This is a genomic window from Streptomyces sp. CB03238 (assembly GCF_002099185.1).
Lineage (GTDB): Bacteria > Actinomycetota > Actinomycetes > Streptomycetales > Streptomycetaceae > Streptomyces.
Genome location: NZ_NBCN01000010.1, coordinates 264815 through 288488, shown reverse-complemented (window position 1 = coordinate 288488; position 23674 = coordinate 264815). Strand labels below are relative to the sequence as shown.

The 23674-nt window shown below is 71.3% G+C and carries 24 protein-coding genes; 16 read left to right on the top strand and 8 right to left on the bottom strand.

Annotated features, from left to right (window positions below; genetic code table 11):
- Window positions 1–497 precede the first annotated feature (497 nt).
- Both BKD26_RS20410 and BKD26_RS20405 read left to right on the top strand, forming a co-directional pair.
- Window positions 498–677, top strand: a complete 180-nt coding sequence (locus BKD26_RS20410) for a hypothetical protein (protein ID WP_241518749.1) — start codon at window positions 498–500, stop codon at window positions 675–677.
- A gap of 66 nt (window positions 678–743) precedes the next feature.
- A complete protein-coding gene (locus tag BKD26_RS20405; protein WP_084900440.1) occupies window positions 744–1322 on the top strand; it encodes a TIGR03086 family metal-binding protein in 579 nt (192 codons plus the stop codon).
- Between the two features lie 384 nt (window positions 1323–1706).
- Here BKD26_RS20405 and BKD26_RS20400 read toward each other — a convergent pair whose 3' ends face one another.
- The 8 genes from BKD26_RS20400 to BKD26_RS20365 form a co-directional block, all read right to left on the bottom strand.
- Entirely contained in the window at window positions 1707–3059 is a 1353-nt protein-coding gene (locus BKD26_RS20400) for a nucleobase:cation symporter-2 family protein (protein ID WP_241518760.1), read from the bottom strand.
- A gap of 377 nt (window positions 3060–3436) precedes the next feature.
- Complete coding sequence (locus tag BKD26_RS20395) at window positions 3437–4837, bottom strand: 8-oxoguanine deaminase (RefSeq protein ID WP_084900074.1); 1401 nt, start codon at window positions 4835–4837, stop codon at window positions 3437–3439.
- Window positions 4838–4929: 92 nt separating this feature from the next.
- Window positions 4930–6444 (bottom strand): nucleobase:cation symporter-2 family protein, encoded by a 1515-nt coding sequence (locus tag BKD26_RS20390; protein WP_107417917.1) that lies wholly within the window; start codon window positions 6442–6444, stop codon window positions 4930–4932.
- A 67-nt stretch (window positions 6445–6511) separates the two neighbouring features.
- A complete protein-coding gene (pucL, locus tag BKD26_RS20385; protein ID WP_073755029.1) occupies window positions 6512–7435 on the bottom strand; it encodes a factor-independent urate hydroxylase in 924 nt (307 codons plus the stop codon).
- 7 nt (window positions 7436–7442) lie between these two features.
- Window positions 7443–7832 (bottom strand): hydroxyisourate hydrolase, encoded by a 390-nt coding sequence (gene uraH, locus BKD26_RS20380; RefSeq protein WP_084900072.1) that lies wholly within the window; start codon window positions 7830–7832, stop codon window positions 7443–7445.
- The gene (uraD, locus tag BKD26_RS20375; protein ID WP_084900069.1) at window positions 7829–8344 is read right to left on the bottom strand and encodes a 2-oxo-4-hydroxy-4-carboxy-5-ureidoimidazoline decarboxylase; all 516 of its coding nucleotides are present in this window, start codon (window positions 8342–8344) and stop codon (window positions 7829–7831) included. The genes uraH and uraD overlap by 4 nt, the downstream gene beginning before the upstream one ends.
- Before the next feature lie 153 nt (window positions 8345–8497).
- The gene (locus tag BKD26_RS20370) at window positions 8498–8875 is read right to left on the bottom strand and encodes a helix-turn-helix domain-containing protein (protein ID WP_084900065.1); all 378 of its coding nucleotides are present in this window, start codon (window positions 8873–8875) and stop codon (window positions 8498–8500) included.
- A complete protein-coding gene (locus tag BKD26_RS20365; RefSeq protein WP_073755033.1) occupies window positions 8872–9153 on the bottom strand; it encodes a hypothetical protein in 282 nt (93 codons plus the stop codon). The genes BKD26_RS20370 and BKD26_RS20365 overlap by 4 nt, the downstream gene beginning before the upstream one ends.
- A gap of 108 nt (window positions 9154–9261) precedes the next feature.
- Between BKD26_RS20365 and BKD26_RS20360 the strand changes: the two genes are divergently transcribed.
- The 14 genes from BKD26_RS20360 (at window position 9262) to BKD26_RS20295 (ending at window position 23649) form a co-directional block, all read left to right on the top strand.
- Window positions 9262–10383 carry a lytic transglycosylase domain-containing protein gene (locus BKD26_RS20360; RefSeq protein WP_241518748.1) on the top strand — a complete coding sequence of 374 codons (1122 nt, stop codon included), beginning with the start codon at window positions 9262–9264 and terminating at the stop codon, window positions 10381–10383.
- Between the two features lie 53 nt (window positions 10384–10436).
- The gene (locus BKD26_RS20355; protein ID WP_084900432.1) at window positions 10437–11525 is read left to right on the top strand and encodes a sigma-70 family RNA polymerase sigma factor; all 1089 of its coding nucleotides are present in this window, start codon (window positions 10437–10439) and stop codon (window positions 11523–11525) included.
- Window positions 11526–11802: 277 nt separating this feature from the next.
- A complete protein-coding gene (locus tag BKD26_RS20350; RefSeq protein WP_084900062.1) occupies window positions 11803–12714 on the top strand; it encodes an ABC transporter ATP-binding protein in 912 nt (303 codons plus the stop codon).
- On the top strand, window positions 12711–13481 hold the full coding sequence (locus BKD26_RS20345; RefSeq protein ID WP_084900059.1) for an ABC transporter permease: 771 nt from the start codon (window positions 12711–12713) through the stop codon (window positions 13479–13481). Before BKD26_RS20350 ends, BKD26_RS20345 begins: the two co-directional genes overlap by 4 nt.
- A 6-nt stretch (window positions 13482–13487) precedes the next feature.
- The gene (locus BKD26_RS20340; RefSeq protein ID WP_019890370.1) at window positions 13488–14291 is read left to right on the top strand and encodes an ABC transporter permease; all 804 of its coding nucleotides are present in this window, start codon (window positions 13488–13490) and stop codon (window positions 14289–14291) included.
- A 6-nt stretch (window positions 14292–14297) separates the two neighbouring features.
- The gene (locus BKD26_RS20335; protein ID WP_084900056.1) at window positions 14298–15545 is read left to right on the top strand and encodes an MCE family protein; all 1248 of its coding nucleotides are present in this window, start codon (window positions 14298–14300) and stop codon (window positions 15543–15545) included.
- Window positions 15542–16579, top strand: coding sequence for an MCE family protein (locus BKD26_RS20330; RefSeq protein WP_084900053.1), 1038 nt, complete (start codon window positions 15542–15544; stop codon window positions 16577–16579). Before BKD26_RS20335 ends, BKD26_RS20330 begins: the two co-directional genes overlap by 4 nt.
- On the top strand, window positions 16576–17556 hold the full coding sequence (locus BKD26_RS20325; protein ID WP_084900051.1) for an MCE family protein: 981 nt from the start codon (window positions 16576–16578) through the stop codon (window positions 17554–17556). The genes BKD26_RS20330 and BKD26_RS20325 overlap by 4 nt, the downstream gene beginning before the upstream one ends.
- Complete coding sequence (locus tag BKD26_RS20320) at window positions 17553–18695, top strand: MCE family protein (RefSeq protein ID WP_241518747.1); 1143 nt, start codon at window positions 17553–17555, stop codon at window positions 18693–18695. Before BKD26_RS20325 ends, BKD26_RS20320 begins: the two co-directional genes overlap by 4 nt.
- Window positions 18692–19993 (top strand): MCE family protein, encoded by a 1302-nt coding sequence (locus BKD26_RS20315; RefSeq protein WP_084900046.1) that lies wholly within the window; start codon window positions 18692–18694, stop codon window positions 19991–19993. The genes BKD26_RS20320 and BKD26_RS20315 overlap by 4 nt, the downstream gene beginning before the upstream one ends.
- Entirely contained in the window at window positions 19990–21273 is a 1284-nt protein-coding gene (locus tag BKD26_RS20310; RefSeq protein ID WP_084900045.1) for an MlaD family protein, read from the top strand. The genes BKD26_RS20315 and BKD26_RS20310 overlap by 4 nt, the downstream gene beginning before the upstream one ends.
- Window positions 21274–21344: 71 nt before the next feature.
- Window positions 21345–21809 (top strand): hypothetical protein, encoded by a 465-nt coding sequence (locus BKD26_RS20305; protein WP_241518759.1) that lies wholly within the window; start codon window positions 21345–21347, stop codon window positions 21807–21809.
- A gap of 31 nt (window positions 21810–21840) precedes the next feature.
- On the top strand, window positions 21841–22638 hold the full coding sequence (locus BKD26_RS20300; RefSeq protein WP_084900041.1) for a hypothetical protein: 798 nt from the start codon (window positions 21841–21843) through the stop codon (window positions 22636–22638).
- A gap of 171 nt (window positions 22639–22809) precedes the next feature.
- On the top strand, window positions 22810–23649 hold the full coding sequence (locus BKD26_RS20295; RefSeq protein WP_084900038.1) for a TIM barrel protein: 840 nt from the start codon (window positions 22810–22812) through the stop codon (window positions 23647–23649).
- The last annotated feature ends 25 nt before the right edge of the window (window positions 23650–23674 follow it).

Below are 23674 nucleotides of genomic sequence, written 5' to 3'. Positions count from 1 at the left end.
CGGCCGCGGCGGGGCGGAGCTCGGCGGCTGCGCGGGCGGGCGCGGAGCGGCGCCGGCAGGCGGTGCTCGCCACCATCCGGGCGGAGCCGATCCGGGTGCCGGTGCTGCCGCAGGCGGAGCTCGAGCGGCGGGCGGTGCGGCACCGGCGGCTGCTGGGTGGGGGACCGGAAGGGGCGGGAGGGAGAGCGGGTGGAGCGGCAGATGCGGGCGGGAGAGCGGGTGCCGGTGGAGGGTCGGGGTCGGGGTCGGCGTCGGGATCGGGATCGGCGTCAGGGTCGGGGTCGGGATCGGGATCGGCGTCAGGGTCGGGGTCGGGGTCGGCCGCGGGTTCGGGGCCGGGGGGTGGCTCGGGGGCGGCCGGGGGGCGGCCAGGGCCGGCTCCAGGGTCGGGCTCGGCGCAATGGCATGGGCCCGGGGCGGGACCTGTGCCGGCCCCGGGGCCGGGAGCTCCAGGGTCGCGGGGCAGCGCGGCGGGGGCCGGGCCCGCCGGGGCGTTGGTGCGGTGGCAGGTGGACTATCTGTGCCATGTGCTGCGCCGGTACGACGCGCTGCTGGACGGGCTGTTCGCGGCGACCGGGCGGGCGGAGGCCGAGCGGCTGCTGCGGAAGCGGGTGTACGAGGCGATCGCGCGGGCGTATCCGCGGCTGGCGGCCGAGTGCGGGCGGAGGATGCGGTGAGGGGGACGATGAGTTTCCGGGCCGGTGGCGGTCTGCCCACACATGGACGCACACACGGAGACAGTCATGCTCGATCTGGGACCCGCGACCCGCCGGGTGGCGAAGCTGCTGGACGGGGTCGCCGACGACCGGCTCGATGCCCCGACGCCATGCCCCGAGTACGCCGTACGGGAACTGCTGGCCCATCTGGTGGGACTCGCGGTCGCCTTCCGGGACGCCGGGAGGAAGGACCTCGGGCCCACCACGGACACGGATCCGCAGGCGGGCCTGCCGGTGCTCGGTCACGACTGGCGCACCGCGCTCCCCCGCCGGCTCGACGAGCTGGCCGCCGCGTGGCGGGCCCCGGAGGCGTGGGAGGGCGCCACCAGGGCGGGTGGTGTCACCCTGCCGGGCGAGGTGGCGGGGATGGTCGCGCTGAACGAGGTGCTGATCCACGGCTGGGACCTGGCACGGGCGACCGGCCAGGAGTACGCGCCGGACCAGGCGTCCCTGGAGGCCTCGTACGCCCTGCTGGCCCCCACCGCCGACGACCCGGACCAGCGGGGCCCGTTCGGCCCGCCGGTCCCGGTGCCGGACGACGCGCCCCTGCTCGACCGGGTGATCGGCCTCAGCGGCCGCCGCCCCGACTGGCGCCCGGGGAGGTGAGGGCGGGCACCCGGGAGCGGCATGCCCGCGACCCACGACGCGCCGTGCTCGCCCCCGCTCGTACCTCTCCGCCATCGAGGCCTACGGCCCCGCCCCCGGCCGTACTCGATGCCCAACATCGGCGTGGCCGGCCGGCAGGACACCGACGGGTGCGTGTCGACCGACCCGGAGGCCGGGAGGGCGGCGAGCCTGCCGCGGTGATCGGCGAGGTGGGCGCGTCGGCCCGTGAGGTGGCGCGGGCGCGCAGCCGGTGACGCCGGGCGCGGTTCCGGTGCGTCCGGGTCACCGGACGCGATGCGCGTGATGCCCCACGGCAGGGGGGCGTGTACGGCACCCGCCGGTGCCGTACACGCCCCCCTGTCGGACTGGGTCGGACCCGGTTCGTCAGTGCACCGGCGCCGTCTTGGTGGCGCGGGTTTCGGAGATCTCCTCGCCCGGTTCCATCGGGGCGGTGACATCGTCGGCGTCGCGGCCGCCGTTGCCCAGGTGGTTGAAGACCAGGTTCAGCAGGACGGCGGCGACACAGCCGGTGGAGATGCCGGAGTCCAGGATGATCTTCGCCGTCTCCGGGAAGGCGTGGTAGAACTCCGGCGCCGTGATCGGGATGATGCCGACGGCCAGCGAGACGGCCACGATCAGGACGTTGTTGTCCTTCTCCAGGCCGGCCTTGACCAGGGTCTGGATGCCGCTGGCCGCGACCGAGCCGAAGAGCACGACGCCCGCGCCGCCCAGTACCGGGCGCGGTACGACGGAGATCAGCGAGGCGGCCACCGGGGAGAGGCCCATCAGGACCAGGAAGCCGCCGCCGCAGGCGACCACGAACCGGCTGCGGATCTTGGTCATGGCGACGAGCCCGATGTTCTGCGCGAAGGCGCTGCACATGAAGCCGTTGAACAGCGGGCTGATCGCCGAGCCGAGGGTGTCGGCGCGCAGGCCCGCCGCGATGGTCTTCTCGTCGGCCGGCCGCTCGACGATTTCACCGAGCGCCAGCATGTCGGCGGTCGACTCGGTCATCGACACGAGCATCACCACGCACATGGAGATGATCGCGGCGAGGGCGAACTGCGGGGCGCCGAAATGGAAGGGCGTCGGGAAGCCGACGATGTCCGCCTCGGTGACCGGGCTGAAGTCGGTGACGCCGAAGGGTATGGCGATCAGCGTGCCCAGCACGAGGCCGATCAGTACGGCGATCTGCTTGACGAACCCCCGGGTGAACCGCCGTAGCACCAGGACCAGGACGAGCGTGATCCCGGCCAGGGTGAGATAGGTGGTCGAACCGTAGTCCTTGGCCGCCGGGTTGGGGCCTTGCGCCCAGCCGAAGGCGACCGGCAGCAGGGAGACACCGATCAGGGTGATGACGGTGCCGGTGACGACCGGCGGGAAGAACCGGACGAGCTTGCTGAAGTAGGGGGCGGCGATGAAACCCAGCAGTCCGGCGACGATGATCGCGCCGAAGATGACCGGCAGGGCGTCCGCCTTGTCGTCCGTGGTGTCGATGATGGCGAGCATCGGGGCGACACCGGCGAAGGTGACGCCGTTGACGAACGGCAGCCTGGCGCCGATCTTCCAGATGCCGAGGGTCTGCAGGAAAGTGGCGAGGCCCGCGGTGAACAGGCTCGCGCCGGTGAGGAAGGTGAGTTCGGTCCCGGAGAGCCCTACGGCGGCTCCGACGATCAGGGGCGGGGCCACCACGCCCGCGTACATCGCGGCCACGTGCTGGAGGCCGCTGGTGAACATCTTGAAGGGCGGGAGCCTCTCGTCGACCGGATGTTTCCGGTCCGCCGGGGCGGCTCCTGCGTCGGTGGCGTCTTCGTCGTTGCGAAACCTGGGCTTGGCGGCCACGTGGGTTCCTCCGGTCGGTTACACGTGCACGGGGACGTGGGTTTCAGGGAGGTGTTGCAGGTACTGCGCCCGATGCGTGTCGCTGTGGGGGACCGGACACGCTTCACCGTTCCGGGGGGCGCTGTACCTCATTGCGGTACGGCACCCCCCGGTCCGGCTGCCATGGACCCCGCTCGGGTCCACGGCGACCGGTCGAGGGCCGTCCCCCTCGACCGGACTTCGTGGATCGCCCACCCGCGTCAGGCGCGGGCGGCGATGTGCGCCCCAGGGGGTCAGCCCTGGGCGGCGATACGGGCGAGGCGCTGGGCCTCGTCCCGGGTGGAGCGTGCGATGGCGTCCTCGTCGACGGTCAGCAGGCGGTTGTTCTCGACGATCTGCTTGCCGTTGACGAACGAGGCCGTGACCGGCGCGGCCGCGCCGAAGACGAGGGCGGTCACCGGGTCGGCGATGGAGGCGTGGGCGAGCGTGTCCAGCTTCCACAGCACCAGGTCGGCGAGCTTGCCGACCTCCAGGGAGCCGATCTGCGAGGCCCGGCCGAGGACCTGGGCGCCACCGTACGTGCCGAGGCGCAGCGCCTGGCGGGCGTTGAGGGCGGCCTCGCGGTGCACCGGGTTGAGGCGGTTGATGAGCAGCGCGTTGCGCAGCTCGGTGTGGAGCTCGCCGGACTCGTTGGAGGCGGTGCCGTCGACGCCGAGGCCGACCGGCACGCCGGCCTTGAGCATGTCGGGTACGCGGGCGATGCCGGCGGCGAGGCGGGCGTTGGAGGAGGGGCAGTGGGCGACACCGGTCTTCGTACGGGCGAAGGCGGCGATGTCGGAGTCGTTCATGTGGACGCAGTGCGCCATCCACACGTCCTCGCCGAGCCAGCCGGTCGACTCGAAGTAGTCGGTCGGGCCCATGCCGAACAGTTCCTTGCAGAACTGCTCCTCCTCCACGGTCTCCGAGCCGTGGGTGTGCAGCCGCACGCCGAGGCGGCGGGCCAGCTCGGCGCCCTGCCGGAGCAGTTCGGTGGAGACGGAGAACGGCGAGCAGGGCGCGACGGCAACCTGCGTCATGGCGTCGAAGGAGGCGTCGTGGTGCTTCTTGACGGTCTCCTCGGTGGCGACGAGGGCGCCGTCCAGCGTCTCGACGGCGAAGTCCGGCGGCAGGCCGCCGTCCTTCTCGCTGCGGTCCATGGAACCACGGGCCAGGGTGAAGCGGACGCCCATCTCGGAGGCGGCCTTGATGATGGCGCCGGACAGGTCGCCGGAGTCCTTCGGGTACACGTAGTGGTGGTCCATGGCGGTGGTGACGCCGCCGCGGGCCATCATTCCGAGGGAGCCCTGGGCCGCCGCGTACCCCATCTGCTCGTCGATGCGCGCCCACGTCGGGTAGAGGGCGACGAGCCAGTTGAAGAGGTTGTGGTCGGTGGCCAGACCACGGGTGATCCACTGGTAGAAGTGGTGGTGCGTGTTGATCAGGCCGGGGGTGACCAGGTGGCCGGTGGCGTCGATGCGCCGTACGACGCTCGTAAGGCCCTCGGGGGCCTTGCCTGCTCCGATGGACTCAATCCTGTTGTCCGCGATGACGACGTGACCCGAGGCGTACTCGGTGTCGTTGGCGTCGACGGTCGCGATCGCGCAGTTCTCGATCACGATGCGCTGGGGAGCGCTCTGGGCTGCCGAAGGTGCCATGGTGCTTCCTTCTTCTTTCAGTGGCAGTGGCGGTGGGGGGTCCCCCCTGGAGGGAGCTTGTCGGACTCCTTGGGGGAGGGCACGGCAGGACCCTAGGAGGATTTGAGTGCCGGGACCGGGTGACGGCTCCGGGTGCCGAGATGGTGGAAAAACAGGTTGAGCAGGACCGCGACGAGCGCTCCGGCGCTGATCCCGGAGCCGAGCACGGTCTGTGCCCAGGCCGGGAAGTGTGCGTAGAAGGTGGGCGCGGCGAGCGGGATGATGCCCGCTCCGAGTGCGACGGCCACCAGGATGATGTTGGAACTGTCGTCGAGTCCGGCCTCGGAGAGCGTACGGATGCCGCTGACCGCGATCGAGCCGAACAGGACGATACCGGCGCCGCCCAGGACGGGCATCGGGACGAGCGAGACGACCGCGCCGAGCACCGGGAAGATCCCGAGGACCAGGAGCGCGCCGCCGGCGACCGCGACGACGTAGCGGCTGCGCACCCGGGTGAGGGAGACGACGCCGACGTTCTGGGCGAAGGCCGAGGTGGGGAACCCGCCGAAGACGGGGCCGATCAGGGTGGCGATGCCGTCCGTACGCAGACCACGGGTGATGGTCTTGCCGTCGGTGCGGCGCTCGCAGATCTCGCCGAGGGCGAGCATTCCGGCGCTGGACTCGGTCATCAGCACCAGCATCACGATGCACAGGGAGAGGATCGCGGCGGGCTGGAACTCGGGGGCGCCGAAGGCGAAGGGCGAGGGCAGGGCGGCGACGGGGGCCTCGCGGAGGGTGGCGAAGTCGGCCATCCCGAAGGGGATCGCGGCGAGGGTGCCGATGAACAGGCCCAGCAGCAGCGCGATCTGCTTGACGAAGCCCTTGCCGAAGCGCTGGAAGAGCAGGATCACGACGAGCGTGAAGGCGGCGAGCGTTAGGTACTTCATGGCGCCGAAGTCGGCGGCGTGCTTGTCCCCGCCCTGGGCCCAGCTCACCGGTACGGGCATCAGGGTCACCCCGATGAGCGTGATGACGACGCCGGTGACCAGGGGCGGGAAGAAGCGGAGGAGGCGGCCGAAGAAGGGACCGACGGCGAGGCAGAACACTCCGGCGACCATGACGGCACCGTAGATGGCGGGCAGTTGGTGGCCGGGGGCGCTGGTCTCGGCGATGGCGAGCATCGGCGCGATTCCGGCGGAGGAGGCGGCGTTGACGAACGGCAGCCGGTTTCCGGCGATGCTCGTGACGCCGATGGTCTGGAGGATGGTGGCGAGGCCGGCGATGAGCAGGCTCGCCGCGATGAGCCGGGTCATTCCGGCGGCGTCCAGGCCGACGGCCTGGCCGATGATGAGCGGAGGGGTGACGACGCCCGCGTACATGGCGGCGATGTGCTGGAGTGCGGCGGGGACGAGCCGCGAGAAGGGGAGCTTTTCGTCCACCGGGTGGCACACCGCGATGCGCTCCGCCGCGGGGCGGTCCGCCGCCGTACGCTCCGCCGCGGTGCGGGGCTGCGCGGGGCGCTTCGCCGCGGGGCGGTCCGCCGTCGGGGCGGAGGCGGGTGCGGTCGTGGTCTCCGGTGGGGTGGAACACGGGCCTTCCGGTGCCGGCCCTGTTGCAGGCTGTGCCATTGCTGGTCCCTCCGGTCCGGTGCCGCCCCGCCCGACTGCGGGCGGGCGGGGCGGCACCGGGCTGGCGTCAGAGGTTGGTCATGTCGACCGGGATCTTCGGCTCCACACCGTCACGCAGGATGGTGGCCTCGATGAGGCCGTACGGACGGTCCGCCGCGAAGTAGACCTCGTTGTCGTTCTTCAGCCCGAACGGCTCGAGGTCGACCAGGAAGTGGTGCTTGTTCGGGAGCGAGAAGCGGACCTCGTCGATCTCCGAACGGCTGTTGATGATCCGCGAACCCATCTGGTACAGGGTCTGCTGGAGCGACAGCGAGTAGGTCTCCGCGAAGGCCTCGAGCATGTGCCTCTTGGTCTGCTCGTAGGACTTCTCCCAGTTGGGCATGCGCTGCTCGTCGTCGGTCCAGTTGAACCGCCAGCGGCCGGAGACCTGGGTCGCCAGGATGCGGTCGTACGCCTCCTGGAGCGTCGTGTACTTGTCCTTGATGTAGCCCCAGAACTCCGAGTTGGTGGAGTTCATGACGACCAGGTCCTTCAGACCGGAGATGACCTGCCAGTTCTCACCGTCGTAGGTGATCTCGGTGAGGCGGGTCTCCTGGCCCTTGCGGATGAAGGAGTGCTTGACCTCGTCCGCGCCGATGAACTTCGAGTTGGCCTCGGAGGTCTCGATGCGCTCCCAGGCGTACTCCTCGATGCGGATGCGCGCCCGGTGGATCGGCTCCTGGCTGGTCACGAAGTGACGCGCCAGGTGGATGCCGAACTGCTCGGCGGACTCGATGCCGTACTCCTTGGCGAACGCGTACACCGTGTTCTTGGTGGTGTCGGTCGGAAGGCAGTTGGCGTTGGAGCCGGTGAGGTGGACGTCCGACATGTCGCCGGAGAGGGCGACCGAGACGTTCAGGTCCTTGATGTGGTGGGTGTCGCCGTCCCGCGTGATCTTGACGACGCGGTTCTCTGCTTTGCCGTACTGGTTCTGGCCGAGAATCGTGGGCATGTGTCTGCTAGCTCCCTCGGTAAACGGAGTAGCCGAACGGGTTGAGCAGCAGCGGTACGTGGTAGTGCTCGCCCGGTACGACGGCGAACGTGATCGCCACCTCCGGGAAGAACGCGCCGCTGTCCCTTACGCGGGGGGCGTCCTGCTGCGCCTCGGCTTGCTTCTTGTCGAAGTACGCCTCGGTCTCGAAGTCGAGACGTACGTGGGTGGTGCCTTCCGGCAGGGCCGGCAGGTCCTTGCAACGCCCATCCGCGTCGGTCGCCGAGCCGCCGAGCGCCACCCACTCCGCGCCGGACCCACTGCGGGCCGACAGGGAGATGGCGACGCCCTCGGCGGGGCGGCCGATGCTGGTGTCCAGGATGTGCGTGGACACCGATGCGGTGGTTTCCGTGCTCATGCGGCGTTCTCTTCCTCTACGAGGCGGGTCAGGCGAATGCGGTTGATCTTGCCCAGTTCGGTGCGGACGATCTCCCGCTCCTGCTCGGGCGAGTTCCCGATCCGCTCGCGGACCGCGTCGCGCATCTGCTCGCCGGTCCTGCCGGTGGCGCAGATGAGGAAGACGTGGCCGAACTTCTCCTGGTACGCCAGGTTCAGTTCGAGCAGTTCCGCCTTGAGGTCCTCGGAGGCGCCGGCCATCCCGCTCTGTTCGCGGGAGGAGGTCGGGTCACCGGGCTTCGGGCGGCCGATCGGCGGGTGCCCCGCCATCGCCTCGGCCAGGTCTTCCGCCGTCAGTTCGGCCATGGCGGCGTCACTGGCGAGAAGGAGGGCCTCGGTGGTGGCGTACGGGCGCTGGGCGAGCAGCTTGCTCCCCCACGCCGAACTGGCACACACCTCGTGCAGGGCGGCGAGCGCGTCGCTGTCCGCGGAGGTGTTGAACCGGGCGAGGCCCGGTGTCGTACTCGAAGTCACGGGAGCCTCCGTGGCTGTTTTTCCTGTGCTTGGACGGGCTGCGGATAGCTAACGCCCTAGGCCAACGCTCCGTCAACACTTTGTTGAAACTTCGGTGACACAAAAGCCGCCGTCCCGACATCTGGACGGCGGCCGATTGCGCACTGTGCTCATCTACTCACTCTTCGCGGCATTTTCCCTGTTCAGGTAGTTGTAGACGGTGAACCGGCTGACGCCGAGCGCGCCCGCCACCGTCTCCACGCCATGGCGGACCGAGAAGGCGCCGCGCGCCTCCAGAGTCCGTACGACGGCCTGCTTGGTCTTGCGGTCCAGCTCGGCGAGCGGCTTGCCGTGCCGTCGCTCCATCGCCGCCAGGATGTGATCCAGCGAGTCGGCGAGCTGCGGCAGCCGTACGGCGAGGACGTCCTCGCCCTCCCAGGCCAGGACCACGTCGTCGATCGTCGCCTGCTCCGGTCCCAGTATCTGGGCGCCCATCGCGTCCACCAGCGGCTTCACCGCGGTGACCAGGGGGTGATCTCCCGGCTCGGTCACTTCTCGTCCTCCCCTGCCGCCGGGCTGCCCCCGGTCTCGCCGATCACGTTGACCTGCAGCGAGACCCGGGTGGCGCCCGCGCCCAGGGCCTGGCGGAGGAGGGCGTCGACCGCGGTGAGCACCGCGTCCGCGCCACCCTCGGCCGTGTTGCCGAACGGGCCCACGTCCACGGCGTCCAGGTCGGCCGCCTGGATGACCTCACGGGCCACCACGGCGTGGGCCGGTGCCTCGTCGAGGTCGAAGGGCTCTGTCGTGAACTCCACTCTCAGTCGCTGCATGCCCCCACGGTATGCAATCGCGGCACCCGCGTGCGACGGACGGGGGCTACTGGCCCGTAGAGGAGGTGACAGGACGGTCGCACAGGTCGACATGGAGGGGCGTACGCCATGAGAGCAGCGCACAGGGGCAGGGCGGTCCGGGGAACGGTGGCCGCCGCGGCGGCGATGGCGGCGCTGACCGCGTCGCAGGCACCGGGGGCCTCGGCGTCGGCCTCCGCCTCGGCGGCCCGGGAGGAGGCCGCGGCCGCGCCGGGGGCGAGCGTCTCCGGCGACTCGCCGTACCGTACGGAGCTGCCGCCGCTGCGGACGCCGGGCGCGGCGGAGAAGGGCCGCCGCGCGTCGTCGCGGGGCCACGCCGTGGGGGGCGGTGGCACACTGCCGGCCACCGTGTTCGCGGCGTACCGGCAGGCGGAGGAGCGGCTGGCGGACAGCGCGCCCGGCTGCCGCCTGCGGTGGCAACTGCTGGCCGCGATCGGCCAGGTGGAGTCGGGGCACGCGCGCGGCGGCCGGGTGGGCACCGACGGCACGACCCTGGCGCCGATCCTGGGACCGCGCCTGGACGGCAACGGGTTCGCGCTGATCAGGGACACGGACGGGGGCGCGTACGACGGGGACACGGTGTACGACCGGGCCGTCGGGCCCATGCAGTTCATCCCCTCGACCTGGGCGGTGTGGGGCGCCGACGCCAACGGGGACGGCGTCGCGGACCCCGGCAACGTCCACGACGCGGCGCTCGCGGCGGGGCGTTACCTGTGCGCGGGCGGGCGGGACCTCTCCGACCCGTACGACCTGGACCGGGCGATCCTCGGCTACAACCACTCGTCCGCCTACCTGCGCACGGTCAGGGCCTGGTTCGCGTACTTCCTGGAGGGCCACCGGGTCGTTCCGGACCCGGCGGCGGAGGGGCGGCCAGGAGCCTCGCCGTCGAAGGCACCCGCCGAGCCGGCCGGTTCGGGTGACGACGGCCGCGGTGCGGCGCCCTCCCCGGCGCCGTCGCGGAAGCCGGTGCCCACGCCCGCGCCTTCCCAGGCGTCGCCCTCGTCGCCCCCGTCGCCCTCACCGTCGGCGTCGGGCTCGCCGACGCGGCCACCGTCGGGCGGGCCGGCCGTGCCGTCGGAACCTGTGGTTCCGGTTCCGGATGCCGTGGACGTCCTCCCTGGTGGGCCCGTGGGCAACGGTAAGGACTCGATGGTGGCCGCCCCCTCCACAACTCCGGATACCGGGCGGTAATGTCGCGTCCCGCCGGGCGGCAGGGACCGGCGGGTGAGCGCGAAGGGGCCCTCATGGCTACGGACATGCATGCACCGTCGGACGACGACCGGTGGCAGCGGGCGTGGAGCCACCGCGAGCAGCTGCTCAAGGTGGCCCGCCGCAGGTCCATGACCCCGGAGGACGCCGAGGACGCCGTGCACGAGGCGATGCTGCGGGCCGCCGAACAGCCCCACCTCGACGACGAGCGCCTCGGCGCCTGGCTGACGACGGTGACCATGCGGTTGTGCGTCGACCGCCACCGGCAGGTCCGCCGCGAGGCCGACCCCGGCCGGGCCGCCGCGCTGGTCCCGCCCGGCCCGGCGCCGGTCGACGAGGTGGTCTGCGACCGGGCCGAGGCGACCTGGCTGGCCCGGCGGAGCGGGGAGCTGCCCGCACGGCAGGCGGAGGCGCTGTGGCTCAAGTCCGAGGACCTGGACGTCGGGCAGGTCGCCCGGAAGATGGGCCTCAGCTACCGCACGGTCGAGTCACTGCTGGCCCGCGCCCGCCGTACGCTGCGCAACTCCCTGGCGGCCACGCTCGGCCTGGTCCTGTGGCTGTGCGGGCGCGGCCGGCCGCGCGGGGTCGGCAACGCGCACGTGGTGGCCGCGGCCTCGACGGCGGCGACCCTTGCCGTCGCGGGGTTCGTGGCGCCGTACGCCCACGACTGGCCCCAGGACCGGCCCGCGTCCGCGCCGGCCACCTCCGGGACGGCGGACGTACGCCCCGGTGACGGCGCGCACCCGCGGGTGTCGCCCCCGGCCGCCTCGGCGACCTGGGAACAGCCCGCCCCGGGCCTGCGGGGCGGCGCCCCGTCCACGGGCCCGAGCCCGCTCCTCACGAAGCCCGCGCTTCCGGTGTTGCCGCCGCTGCCGCCGCTGCCCGGCGCGGAGGTTCCGGAGGTTCCGCCGGTTCCGGAGGTCGCGGACGTCCCGGAGGTCCCGGAGGTCCCGGCACTTCCGGGGGTCTCGGATGTACCCGAGGTCGCGGGCGTCCCGGAGGCCCCGGACGTTCCGGAGGCCCCGAACGTTCCGGAGGTCCCCCAGGTGCCCGATACGCCCGAGGCGCCGCAGGTGCCGGGTGCGCCGCAGCTGCCGGATACGCCCGAGGTGCCGGCCCCCTGACCGCCCGGCGGCCACGCCCGGTTCGGGGGGCGTGGCCCCTCCGGGCTCACCTCCTCGAGGCCGGCGGCCTTGGGTGCGTCGGGCGGGAGCCGTTACGAAGCCGCCGGCCTCTGCGGGGGCGACCCTGCACGGCCCCACCCCGGCCGGATGCCGGGTGCGGGTCGGTGTCGCTGCTGTTTCGCCCCCGTAAAAAATTTCGGTATTCCGTGCGACGGACCGCCCGCCCCTCCCCGTAGAGCAGATGTCGGAGCTGCTCCACGGCTGAAGGGTGAACCGGATGGGTGTCGAGATCTGTGTGGAAGGACTGACCAAGTCCTTCGGCCACCAGGTCATCTGGCAGGACGTCTCACTGACACTGCCCGCCGGGGAGATCTCGGTCATGCTCGGCCCCTCGGGCACGGGCAAGTCGGTGTTCCTCAAGACGCTCGTCGGGCTGCTGAAGCCGGAGCGGGGCTCGATCCGGATCGCCGGGCAGGACATCACCCGGTTGCGGGAGCACGACCTCTACGAGGTGCGCAAGCTCTTCGGTGTGCTGTTTCAGGACGGCGCGCTGTTCGGGTCCATGAACCTGTACGACAACATCGCCTTCCCGCTGCGTGAGCACACGCGCAAACCGGAGAGCGAGGTCCGCCGGATCGTCCTCGAGAAGATGGACATGGTCGGGCTGATCGGCGCCGAGGAGAAGCTGCCCGGCGAGATATCCGGCGGCATGCGCAAACGGGCCGGGCTGGCCCGGGCGCTGGTCCTCGATCCGGAGATCATCCTGTTCGACGAGCCGGACTCGGGCCTGGACCCGGTGCGCGTGGCCTATCTGAACCAGCTCATCGTGGATCTGAACGCGCAGATCGACGCCACGTTTTTGATCGTCACGCACGACATCGCCTCCGCCCGTCAGGTGCCGGACAACATCGGGCTGCTGTTCCGGCGTGAGCTGGTGATGTTCGGGCCTCGGGAGAAGCTGCTGACCAGCGACGAGCCGGTCGTACGGCAGTTTCTGAACGGGCGCATGCAGGGGCCGATCGGCATGGCGGAGGAGAAGGACGCCGGCCAGGTCGCGCAGGAGCTGGCCGGGATCGACGACTCCCAGGGAGGCGTGCCCATGACGCCCCGGCTGCTGCCGAGCGCCGGGATCACTCGGCCGGCCCGCTGGGAAGCGATCGCCGAACGCGAGGGGGCGACCGCCAAGTGAGCCTCTCCCCCATCGGCGCCCTCCGGCAGTCCGGCAGCCTGTTCGCGATGGCCCTGGACGTGCTGCGCACGCTCCCGAGGCGGCCGTTCCAGGTGCGCGAGTTCATCCAGCAGGCATGGTTCATCGCGAGTGTGACGATCCTGCCGACCGCTCTGGTGTCGATTCCCTTCGGCGCCGTCATCGCGTTGCAGATCGGCAGCCTCACCAGGCAGTTGGGTGCCCAGTCCTTCTCGGGTGCGGCGTCGGTGCTGGCGGTGCTGCGCGAGGCGTCGCCGATCGTGACGGCGCTGCTGATCGCGGGCGCGGGCGGCACGGCGATCTGCGCGGACCTCGGGGCGCGCAAGATCCGCGAGGAGATCGACGCCATGCAGGTGCTGGGCATCGATCCCATTCACCGACTGGTGGTGCCCAGGGTCCTCGCCTCGATGCTGGTGGCCGTGCTGCTCAACGGGCTGGTGTCGGTGGTGGGCGTCGCGGGGGGCTATTTCTTCAACGTCGTCCTCCAGAACGGCACGCCCGGGGCCTATCTCGCCTCCTTCACGTCCTTGGCTCAGATCTCCGATCTGTGGGCGGCGGAGCTGAAGGCGCTGGTGTTCGGCGCGATCTCGGCGATCGTCGCCTCGTACAAGGGACTGACCGCGAAGGGCGGGCCCAAGGGCGTGGGCGACGCCGTGAACCAGTCCGTGGTGATCACCTTCATGTTGCTGTTCGTGACGAACTTCGTGATGACCGCCGTGTACTTCCAAGTCGTTCCGCAGAGGGGTTGACGACGCATGGCTCTGTTGCACCGCCTGGAGGAGCTGGGCGCCCAACTCGTCTTCTACGGCCGCTCCTTGGCCTGGACCGGGCGCACCCTGCGCCGTTACAAGAAGGAAGTCCTGCGGCTGCTGGCCGAGGTGAGCTTCGGCCGCGGCGCGCTCGCGGTGGTTGGTGGCACGGTGGGCGTGATCGCATTTCTTTCTTTTTTCACCGGGACCGAGGTGGGTCTTCAGGGGTACGCGGCGCTCAATCAGCTCGGTACGTCGAATTTCGTGGCGTTCCTGTCGGCGTACTTCAACACCCGTGAGATCGCCCCGCTGGTGGCGGGGCTGGCGCTGTCCGCGACCGTCGGGGCCGGGTTCACGGCCCAGCTCGGCGCGATGCGGATCAGCGAGGAGACGGACGCGCTGGAAGTGATGGGTGTGCCGTCGCTGCCGTTCCTGGTCACCACGCGGATGATCGCCGGTTTCGTGGCGGTGATCCCGCTGTACGTGGTGGGGCTGCTGTCCTCGTACTTCGCCGCCCGGACCATCACGACCGGCTACTACGGCCAGTCGGCGGGCACGTACGACCACTACTTCCAGCAGTACCTGCCGCCGGTGGACGTGCTGTGGTCCTTCGGCAAGGTGATCGTCTTCGCCGTCGTGATCATCCTGGTGCACTGCTACTACGGCTACTACGCGAGCGGCGGCCCGGCCGGTGTCGGTGTCGCGGTGGGCCGGGGCGTGCGGACGTCCATCGTCGCCATCAACGTCCTGGACTTCTTCCTCAGCCTGGCGATCTGGGGCGCCAGCACGACCGTACGGATTGCGGGGTAGGGGCCGATGCGCACGCCTGTGAAACTGCGGCTGTACGGGATTGTTTTCGTAGCTGCCCTCGCCCTGCTGCTGTCGCTGTCCGTCGCCGTCTACCAGCAGGTGTTCACCTCCGTCGTACGGATCACGCTGGAGGCCGGCACGCTCGGCAACCAGCTGGAGCCGCGGGCCGACGTGAAGCTACGCGGGCTGCTGGTCGGCGAGGTGCGCGAGGTGCGGGCCGACGGCGAGAAGGCCACCCTCGACATCGCGCTCAAGCCGGAGCACGTCTCCCGCATCCCGGCCGATGTGCGGGCGCGGCTGCTGCCCAAGACGCTGTTCGGCGAGAAGTACGTCGACCTGGTGGCCCCGGCCGGTTCGACGACGCGGCACATCCGGGAGGGGGACGTCATCACGCAGGACCGCACCCGGGTCGGCATGGAGGTGCAGCAGCTGATGAACGACCTGCTGCCGCTGCTGCGGACGGTGAAGCCCGCCGAACTCAACGCCACGCTCTCGGCGTTCGCCGCCGCCCTGGAGGGCCGGGGCGACCGGATCGGCGACAACCTCGTACGCGTCGAGGACTACCTGAGCCGGCTGAACCCGCACATGCCGTCCATCAAGGAGAACATCTCGCGGTTCGCCGATGTGGCCGAGGTGTACGGGGACGCCGCGCCCGATCTGATGAAGATCCTGCGCAACACCATCACCACCAGCCGCACCCTCGTCGAGAAGCAGGACCAGCTGGCCGCCCTGTTCACCTCCACGGCCACCATGGCCGGCACTGCGGAAACCTTCCTGGACGACAACGGCGAGCGGCTCATCACCCTGGGCCGTGTCTCCCGCCCGACGCTGGCGCTGTTCGCCCGGTACGCGCCGGAGTACCCGTGCCTTCTCAAGGGCCTGGTGAGGCAGGAGGCCGCGGCGGAAGAGACCTTCAGAGGCGGAGAGATGCGCATCACCCTGGAAATCGTCCACCCCCGCCCCGGCTATGAGCCCGGCGAGGAGCCGCGCTACCGCGAGCGGTCGGGACCGAACTGCCGGGGGCTCCCCGGCCCCGGCGTCCCGGCCGGCCACACCAAGCTGGACGACGGTGCGCGTGACGTGCAGGCCGGCGGCGGCCCCGTCGCACACCAGTCGTCCGCCACGGCGGCCGAGCAGCGGGCCGTGGGCTCGCTGGTCGCGCCCGTCATGGGCGTACCGGCGGACGAGGTGCCGGCGGTGGCGACGCTGCTGTTCGGGCCGATGGCCCGGGGGACGGCGGTGAGCGTCGCATGAGCCGTACGAAGAGCGCACGGAGCACAGCGGCACCGCTGGTCAAGTTCGGTGTCTTCGCGGTGGTGACGGTCCTGGCGACCACGCTGCTCGCGGCCACCATCGTGAGCATTTCGTTCACGCCCGAGCACACGTACAAGGCCGTGTTCAGCGATGTGACGAGCCTGGAGGAGGGCGACGACATCCGGGTGGCGGGCGTGCGGGTCGGCGAGGTGGAGGAGATCGCCATCAAGGACCGGACGCTGGCGGAGGTCACGTTCACCGTCACCGAGGACCGTCCGCTGCTGGCCGGCACCGGCGCCGTCATCCGCTACCGCAGCCTGGTGGGGCAGCGGTACATCGCGCTGACGGAAGGGGCGGGGGACGGCACGCGGCTGCCGCCCGGCGGGACGATCCCGCTGTCCCGTACGCAGCCGGCGCTGGACCTGAACGCCCTGCTGAACGGGTTCAAGCCGCTGTTCGCGGCGCTCAGCCCCAAGGACGTCAACCAGCTCGCCACCGAGATCATCAAGACGCTCCAGGGCGAGGGCGGCACGGTCAACAGCCTCCTCGCGCACACCGCCTCCCTCACCACCACGCTCGCCGACCGGGACCAGCTGATCGGCTCGGTGATCGACAACCTCAACACCACCCTGGCGACGCTCGACGAGCGCGGTGCCCGTTTCTCGGGGCTGATCCAGCAGCTCCAGCGGGTGATCTCGGGGCTGTCGGCGGACCGCAAGCCCATCGGGGAGTCGCTGGTGAACATCAACAACCTGACGGAGGCCACGTCGGGGCTGCTGGAGGACGCCCGTCCGCCGCTGAAGGCCGACATCGCGGAGCTGACGGAGCTCACCGGAACGCTGAACAAGAACGAGAAGACCGTGGAGGGTGTGCTGAAGCGGCTGCCGAACAAGCTCAACAAGCTGACGAGGACCGCCTCGTACGGCTCGTGGTTCAACTTCTACCTCTGCGACTTCGACGGCCGGATCGTGCTGCCGAAGACCAAGGAAGTCATCACCCCCGAGCTCCACGTCGCCCGGGCGAGGTGCGCATGATCCCCTTCCGGGACCGGAACCCGGTCACCATCGGTGCCGCCGGCCTCACGGTGCTCGCGCTGCTTACCGCCGCCGCGTTCAACGCCGACAGTCTGCCGCTGATCGGCGACGGTGAGACGTACAGCGCGGCCTTCTCGGAGGCGGGCGGGCTGAAGCCCGGCGACGAGGTGCGGATCGCCGGGGTGAAGGTCGGCAAGGTAGACGAGGTGGACCTGGACGGCGACCACGTCAAGGTGGTCTTCCGGGTCAAGGGCGACCCAGCGTTCGGTACGAGGACGGGCGCGGCGATCCGCATCAAGACGATCCTGGGCGCCAAGTACCTGGCGCTGGAGCCCAAGGGCCCGGGGCAGCTGGAGCCGGGCAGTGAGATACCGCTGAACCGGACGACCCCCGCGTACGACGTCGTGGCGGCCTTCAGCGACCTGACGACCACGACCGAGCAGGTCGACACCGAGCGGCTGGCGACGGCCCTGGACACCATCTCGACGACCTTCGAGGACTCCCCCGCCGAGGTGCGGGCCTCCATCCAGGGCCTGTCGCGGATCTCCCGCACGGTCGCCTCCCGGGACCAGGCGCTGCGGGAACTCCTCGGCCACGCCAAGGGCGTCAGCGGGGTGCTCGCCGAGCGGTCGGGTGAGTTCTCCAAGCTGGTCAAGGACGGCGACAAGCTGTTCACGGAAATCGCGGCGCGGCGGGCGGCGATTCACGCACTGCTCAAGAGCTCGGCCGCCCTGGGTATCCAGCTGTCCGGCCTCGTCAAGGACAACAGCAAGGAGATCGGTCCGGCGCTCAAGGGCCTGAACCAGGTGGTGGCGATGCTGGAGCGCAACCAGGCGAGCCTCGACCGCTCGATCAAGCTGATGGCCCCGTACGTCCGGGTCTTCAGCAACACCCTCGGCAACGGCCGCTGGTTCGACAGCTACATCCAGAACATGGTCGCCGCCCCGGTGGTCCCGCGCACGGGAGGTACGTCGTGAAAGCACCAGGAGTGAAGGTGCGCCGGGCGGTCGCCACCGCCGTCGCCCTCGCGGTCGTCGCCACGGGAGCCGTGGTGCTGTGGCCCGAGTCGGAGCCGGTCCGGGTGACCGCGTACTTCCCGCGCACGGTCGGCATCTACCCCGGCTCCGACGTGCGGGTGCTGGGCGTGCGGATCGGGGAGGTCAAGGAGATCGCCCCGCAGGGCGAGCGGGTGCGGGTGACGCTGGAGTACGACGCCGGGCGCAAGGTCCCGGCGGACGCCAAGGCGGCCATCATCAACTCGTCGGTCGTCAGTGACCGTTACGTCCAGCTGCTGCCGGTGTACCGCAAGGGCCCGGCGCTGCGGGACGGGGACGTCATCCCCGAGCACCGGACGGCCGTGCCGGTCGAGCTGGACCGGGTCTTCGACAGCCTGCACACCACGTCGGAGGCGCTCGGCCCGCGCGGCGCGAACAAGGAGGGGTCGCTGGCCAGGCTGCTGGGCGTGAGCGCGGACAACCTCGAAGGGCAGGGCGAGAACCTGCACCGGACGGTGGAGGACCTGTCCCTGGCCGTGACGACGCTGTCCGACGGGCGGCAGGACCTGTTCGGCACCGTGCGCAACCTCCAGGTGTTCACGGCGGCGCTGGCCGCCGACGACAAGAGCGTCCGGTCGTTCAACGACAGCCTGGCGAAAGTGGCCGACCAGCTCGCCGCCGAGCGCAAGGACCTGGCGGCCGCGCTGCGGCACCTGGGCGTGGCGCTGGCGGACGTGTCCGCGTTCGTACGGAACAACAAGAAGGCCCTGTCGACGAACGTGGAGGGGCTCTCCAAGGTCACCAAGGTGCTGGTGACGCAGCGTGCCGCGCTGGCGGAGGTGCTGGAGGTGGCGCCGACCGGGCTGTCGAACCTCCAGAACGCCTACAACCCGTCCTCCGGGACCCTCGACACCCGTAACAACCCAGATCAGCCGCAGGACCCGGCCTCCTTGCTGTGCTCGCTGCTCAGCACGACGGGCGAGGCGAAGGCGGCGGACTGCAAGGAGCTGAAGGAGTTGTTCGACTCCCTTCCCGAGCTCGGGTCGCCACCGGGGGCACCGGCCGCCGGGACCGGCCCGGTCGACCGGACGCTGGGCGGAATCCTGGAGGAGGACGTATGAGGGCCCTCCGTGTGACCGCGGTGGTGTGGTCGGCGGCCGGTTCGCTGCTGCTGACGGGCTGCGACTTCGACGGCCTGTACGACGTCGGTCTGCCGGGCGGGGCGGCGGCCGACGGCAACGCGTACCGGGTGACGGTCGAGTTCCGGGACGTCCTGGACCTGGTGCCGCAGTCCGCGGTGAAGGTGAACAACGTGACCGTGGGCGCGGTGGAGAAGGTGGAGCTGGACGGCTGGCACGCGCGCGTGCGGCTGCGGATCGCCGACGACGTGAAGCTGCCGGGCAACGCGGTCGCCGAGCTGCGGCAGACCAGCATGCTCGGGGAGAAGTACGTGGCGCTGTCGGCGCCCGTGGACGCGGCGCCGGCCGGGCGGCTGAAGGACGGGGCGCGGATCCCGCTGTCGCGCAGCGGCCGCAACCCGGAGATCGAGGAGGTGTTGTCCGCGCTGTCCGCCCTGCTCAACGGCGGTGGCGTCGCCCAGCTGAAGACGATCACCACGGAGCTCAACAAGGCCCTGGAGGGGCGGGAGAACCGGGTGAAGTCGCTGCTGGGCGAGCTGGACACCTTCATCGGCGGGCTCGACTCGCAGCGTACGGAGATCGTCCGTGCCCTGAACGGCATCGACCGGCTCTCCAAGCGGCTGGCGGCGGAGAAGAAGACCATCGCGGCCGCCGTCGACACCGTACCGCCGGCGCTGAAGGTGCTGGCCGACCAGCGGCGCAAGCTGACGGCGATGCTCACCTCCCTGTCGGCGCTGAGCACGACCGGTACGAAGGTGATCAACGCGTCGCGGGACGACGTGGTCGCCAATCTGCGCGCCCTGCGGCCGGTCCTGGCGCAGCTGAACAAGGCGGGCGACGACCTGCCGAACGCGCTGGAGCTGCTGACGACGTATCCGTTCCCGCGCAACGTGGTGGGCGCCATCAAGGGCGATTACGTCAACCTCAAGGTCACCGCCGATCTGGACCTGGCGAGCATCTACGGCAACCTCCGCGACGAGCCGCCGGCCGGTCCCGGGGCCCCGGCGCTGCCCGGTGTGCCGGAGGCGCCCGGGCTGCCTGAGGTGCCGGAGGTCCCCGGGGTGCCGGAGGTCCCGGGAGTCCCGGAGGCCCCGGACGTCCCGGGCGCACCGGATCCGGCTCCGCTGCCGACGGCTCCCTCGCGGCCTTCGGACGACGGCGATCCGCTCTGCCCGCCGGTATGCACCGTCGGCCATGCCTCGTACGGGGACGGCGACGGTTTCCCGCCCGGCACCGATCCCTCCCTCGCGGAGCTGATGCTGAAGGGGATGCTGCTGTGATCACCCGTACGGTCAAGGCGCAGCTCCTCGCCTTCGCCACCGTGACCGCGGTGGGCGTGTCGTACGTCGGCGCCGAGTACACCGGGCTGGCCGACGCCCTGTTCGACCGCGGCTACACCGTGAACGCGGACTTCGCCGACTCCGGAGGTGTCTTCCAGGGCGCCGAGGTCACCTATCGCGGGGTGCCGGTGGGCCGGGTCGGCGAGCTGCGGCTGACGGACCGCGACGGGGTGACGGTCGTCCTGGACATCGAGGACGGGGCGCGCATCCCGGCGGACACGCTGGCGGTGGTGGCGAACCGGTCGGCGGTGGGTGAGCAGTACGTCGACCTGCAGCCGCGCGGGTCGGGCGGCCCCTACCTGCGCGACGGCTCCACCATCGCCCGCCGGGACACGCGGGTGCCGCTGCCCGCGACGGATCTGATCGTGAGCCTGGACCGGCTGGTGAACTCGGTCGGCAAGGACGATCTGCGGGTCACGGTGGACGAGCTGGGCAAGGCCTTCGCCGGCACCGGTCCGGAGCTGAGCCGGCTGGTGGACTCGGGGAACCTGCTCGTGGAGTCGGCGTCCGACTCGCTGCCGCAGACGATCTCGCTGATCGAGGACTCGCGGACGGTCCTGAAGACCCAGGCCGACAAGGGTTCGGCGATCAGGTCCTTCTCGAGCGACCTGGCCGCGCTCACGGCCGAGCTGAAGTCGAGCGACGGCGACATCCGGCGGCTGATCGACGCCGGGGCGCCCGCCGCCCAGGAGGTGAACTCGCTGCTCACGTCCGTCCGGCCGCACATGCCGGTGCTGCTCGGCAACCTGATCAGCGGCGGCCAGATCACGGTGGCCCGGCTGCCGGGGGTGGAGCAGGCCCTGGTCACCTTCCCGGTGGTGGTGGCGGGCAGCTACACCGTGATCCCCGGCGACGGCACCACCCACTTCGGGCTGGTCGCGGGCCAGGACCATCCGCCGGCGTGCCGGCAGGGGTACGGGACGCAGCGCCGCGACCCGGCCGACACCGCCGAGCGGCCGGCCAACACCGACGCGCGCTGCTCGGCCCCGCGCGGCGCCGCCACCTCCGTACGCGGCGCGCAGAACGCCCCCGGCCCGTCGGGGGGCTCCCGCGGCGGCGGTGGGGCCGGCCCGGCCGCGTACGTCACCCCGTACGACCCGGAGACCGGCACGGCGGCCGGGCCGGGCGGAAGGCTCGTCGAGATCGGCTCGACGGGCGGCGAACAGAGTGTGTTCGGAAAGGATTCGTGGCAATGGCTGCTCGTCGGACCGATGGCATGACAGGGGCCGTGAGCGGGCGCTTCGCGTACGCGGCACGGCGACTGCGGGAGGCCGCCCGGCGGGGCCGGGCGATGCCCGCGACGCTGGCGGTGGCGACCGTCGCCGTCACGGGGCTGTCCGGGTGGCTGACCCTGCAGGTGTACGAGCAGCGCGCCGAGGAGCAGCGGCGGCAGGAGATCCTGGCGGCGGCCCGGCAGTCGGCGCTCAACTTCACCTCGCTCGACTACCGGCATTACGACCGGGACAGCGCGAACGTGCTGAAGGGCGCCACCGGTGACTTCAAGGACCAGTTCGCGGCGCAGACCGCGCAGCTGACCAAGCTGGTCGCGGCGAACAAGTCGGTGTCGCAGGGCCAGGTGCTGGAGGCGGGCCTCGTCCGCTCGGACGAGCGCAGCGCCCGCGTCCTGGTGGTCGCCGACAGCAAGGTCACCAACACCGCCGCCCCGCAGGGGCAGGCCCGTACCTACCGGCTCCAGCTGGACCTCGTGCACGAGGGCGGGCGCTGGCTGACGTCCGGCGTCGAGTTCGTGGGCTGAGTTGCCTGAGTTGCCTGAAAGGACACACCCCATGGCGAACACGAGCACCCGGGGCCGCGGCGCCGGTTCCCCCGCCCGCCGCTCCCTGTCCGCGGCTGCCCGCGCGGCGGCCAAGCGCGCCGATCGGGCCGCCCCCGACACGACCGTCGTCTCCGGGCGCACCCTGCGCGCTCAGGAGGAGGAGAAGGCGCAGGCGCAGGGGCAGGGGCAGGAACCGGACTGGGAGGCCCCGGACTGGGAAGGCCGGGAGGCGGCTTCCGAGGCCGCTTCCGAGGCCTCCCCCGACGATCGGGACGAGCCGGACGCCCCGGACCGGCCCACCGGCCGCCGGCGGGCCGTGCTGTGTGCCGTACTCGCCTTGGTGGCCGTGCTGGGGCTGGTGGCGTCGGTCCTCCTGGCGCGGGAGTACCGGGACGGGCGGGGCGCCGAACGGGCGCGGGCGCAGGCGGCGGAGGCGGCGCGGAAGGCGGCGCCGGTCGTGCTGTCGTACGACCACCGGCGGCTGGAGAAGGACTTCGCGGCGGCCCGGGCGCATCTGACCGGCTCGTTCCGCGACGAGTACCGCAGGACGACCACGAGCGTGGTGGCGCCGACCGCCAGGAAGTACCGGGGTGTGGTGAAGGCGTCGGTGGTGGAGCCGCCGGACGGCAGCGCGCCGGCGGTCTCGGTGGTGTCGGCGTCGCCGGACCGGGCCGTGGTCCTGCTCTTTGTGAACCAGATCACAACAAGCACCCAGGTGTCGGGACCCCGTGTGGACCTGAACCGGGTGCGCATGACCCTCGCGCTCACCTCCGACGGCTGGAAAGTGAGCGCCGTCGACGCGTTGTAGCAGCTTGTGGCGCCGTACAAGCCACCAAGGCGCCTTTCGGGCCATCGCCCGGAAGGCGCCTTTTTTGTGGGCCGTTTTGCGGACCACTCTTGACAGCCCTCCCCCACTCCAGGCAATCTTCCGTTAAGCAGAAACGAACTTCCGCAATACGGAAGGAGCGCCGAACCCCTCATGGGATACACGGACCAGCGCTTCAATGTGAACCTGTCGATCCTCTTCACGGAACTCCCGCTCCTGGAGCGTCCCGCGGCTGCCGCCGCGGCGGGCTTCACGGCGGTCGAGCTGTGGTGGCCCTGGATCGAGACGCCGACGCCCGACCAGAGCGAGCTCGACGCCCTCAAGAAGGCTCTGGAGGACGCCGGCACCCAGCTGGTCGGCCTGAACTTCTACGCCGGGCAGCTGCCCGGTCCGGACCGCGGCGCCCTCTCCGTCCCCGGTGAGGAGTCGGACCGCTTCCGCGCCAACATCGACGTGGCCGCCGACTTCGCCGCCTCCGTCGGCTGCAAGGCGCTCAACGCCCTGTACGGCAACCGCGTCGACGGCGTCGACCCGGCCGCCCAGGACGAGCTCGCCCTGGAGAACCTGGTCGTGGCGGCCCGCGCGGCCGACCGGATCGGCGCGATCCTGCTGATCGAGGCGCTGAACAAGCCGGAGTCGCCGCGCTACCCGCTGGTGAGCGCCCCGGCAGCGATCGAGGTCGTGGACAAGGTGAACGCGGCGACCGGCCTCGGCAACGCCAAGTTCCTCCTCGACATCTACCACCTGTCGATGAACGGCGAGGACGTCAGCCAGGTCATCGAGGCGTACGCCGCCAAGACCGGCCACGTCCAGATCGCCGACAACCCGGGCCGTGGCGCGCCGGGCACCGGCTCGCTGCCGCTGGAGGAGCTGCTCGACCAGCTCAAGAAGGCGGGCTACGGCGGCTGGGTCGGCCTGGAGTACAAGGCCGGCGACCGCCCGAGCGCCGAGTCCTTCGACTGGCTCCCGGCCGAGGCCCGCGCGGCCCGCTGACTTCTTTCCGCACCACCAGTTTTGA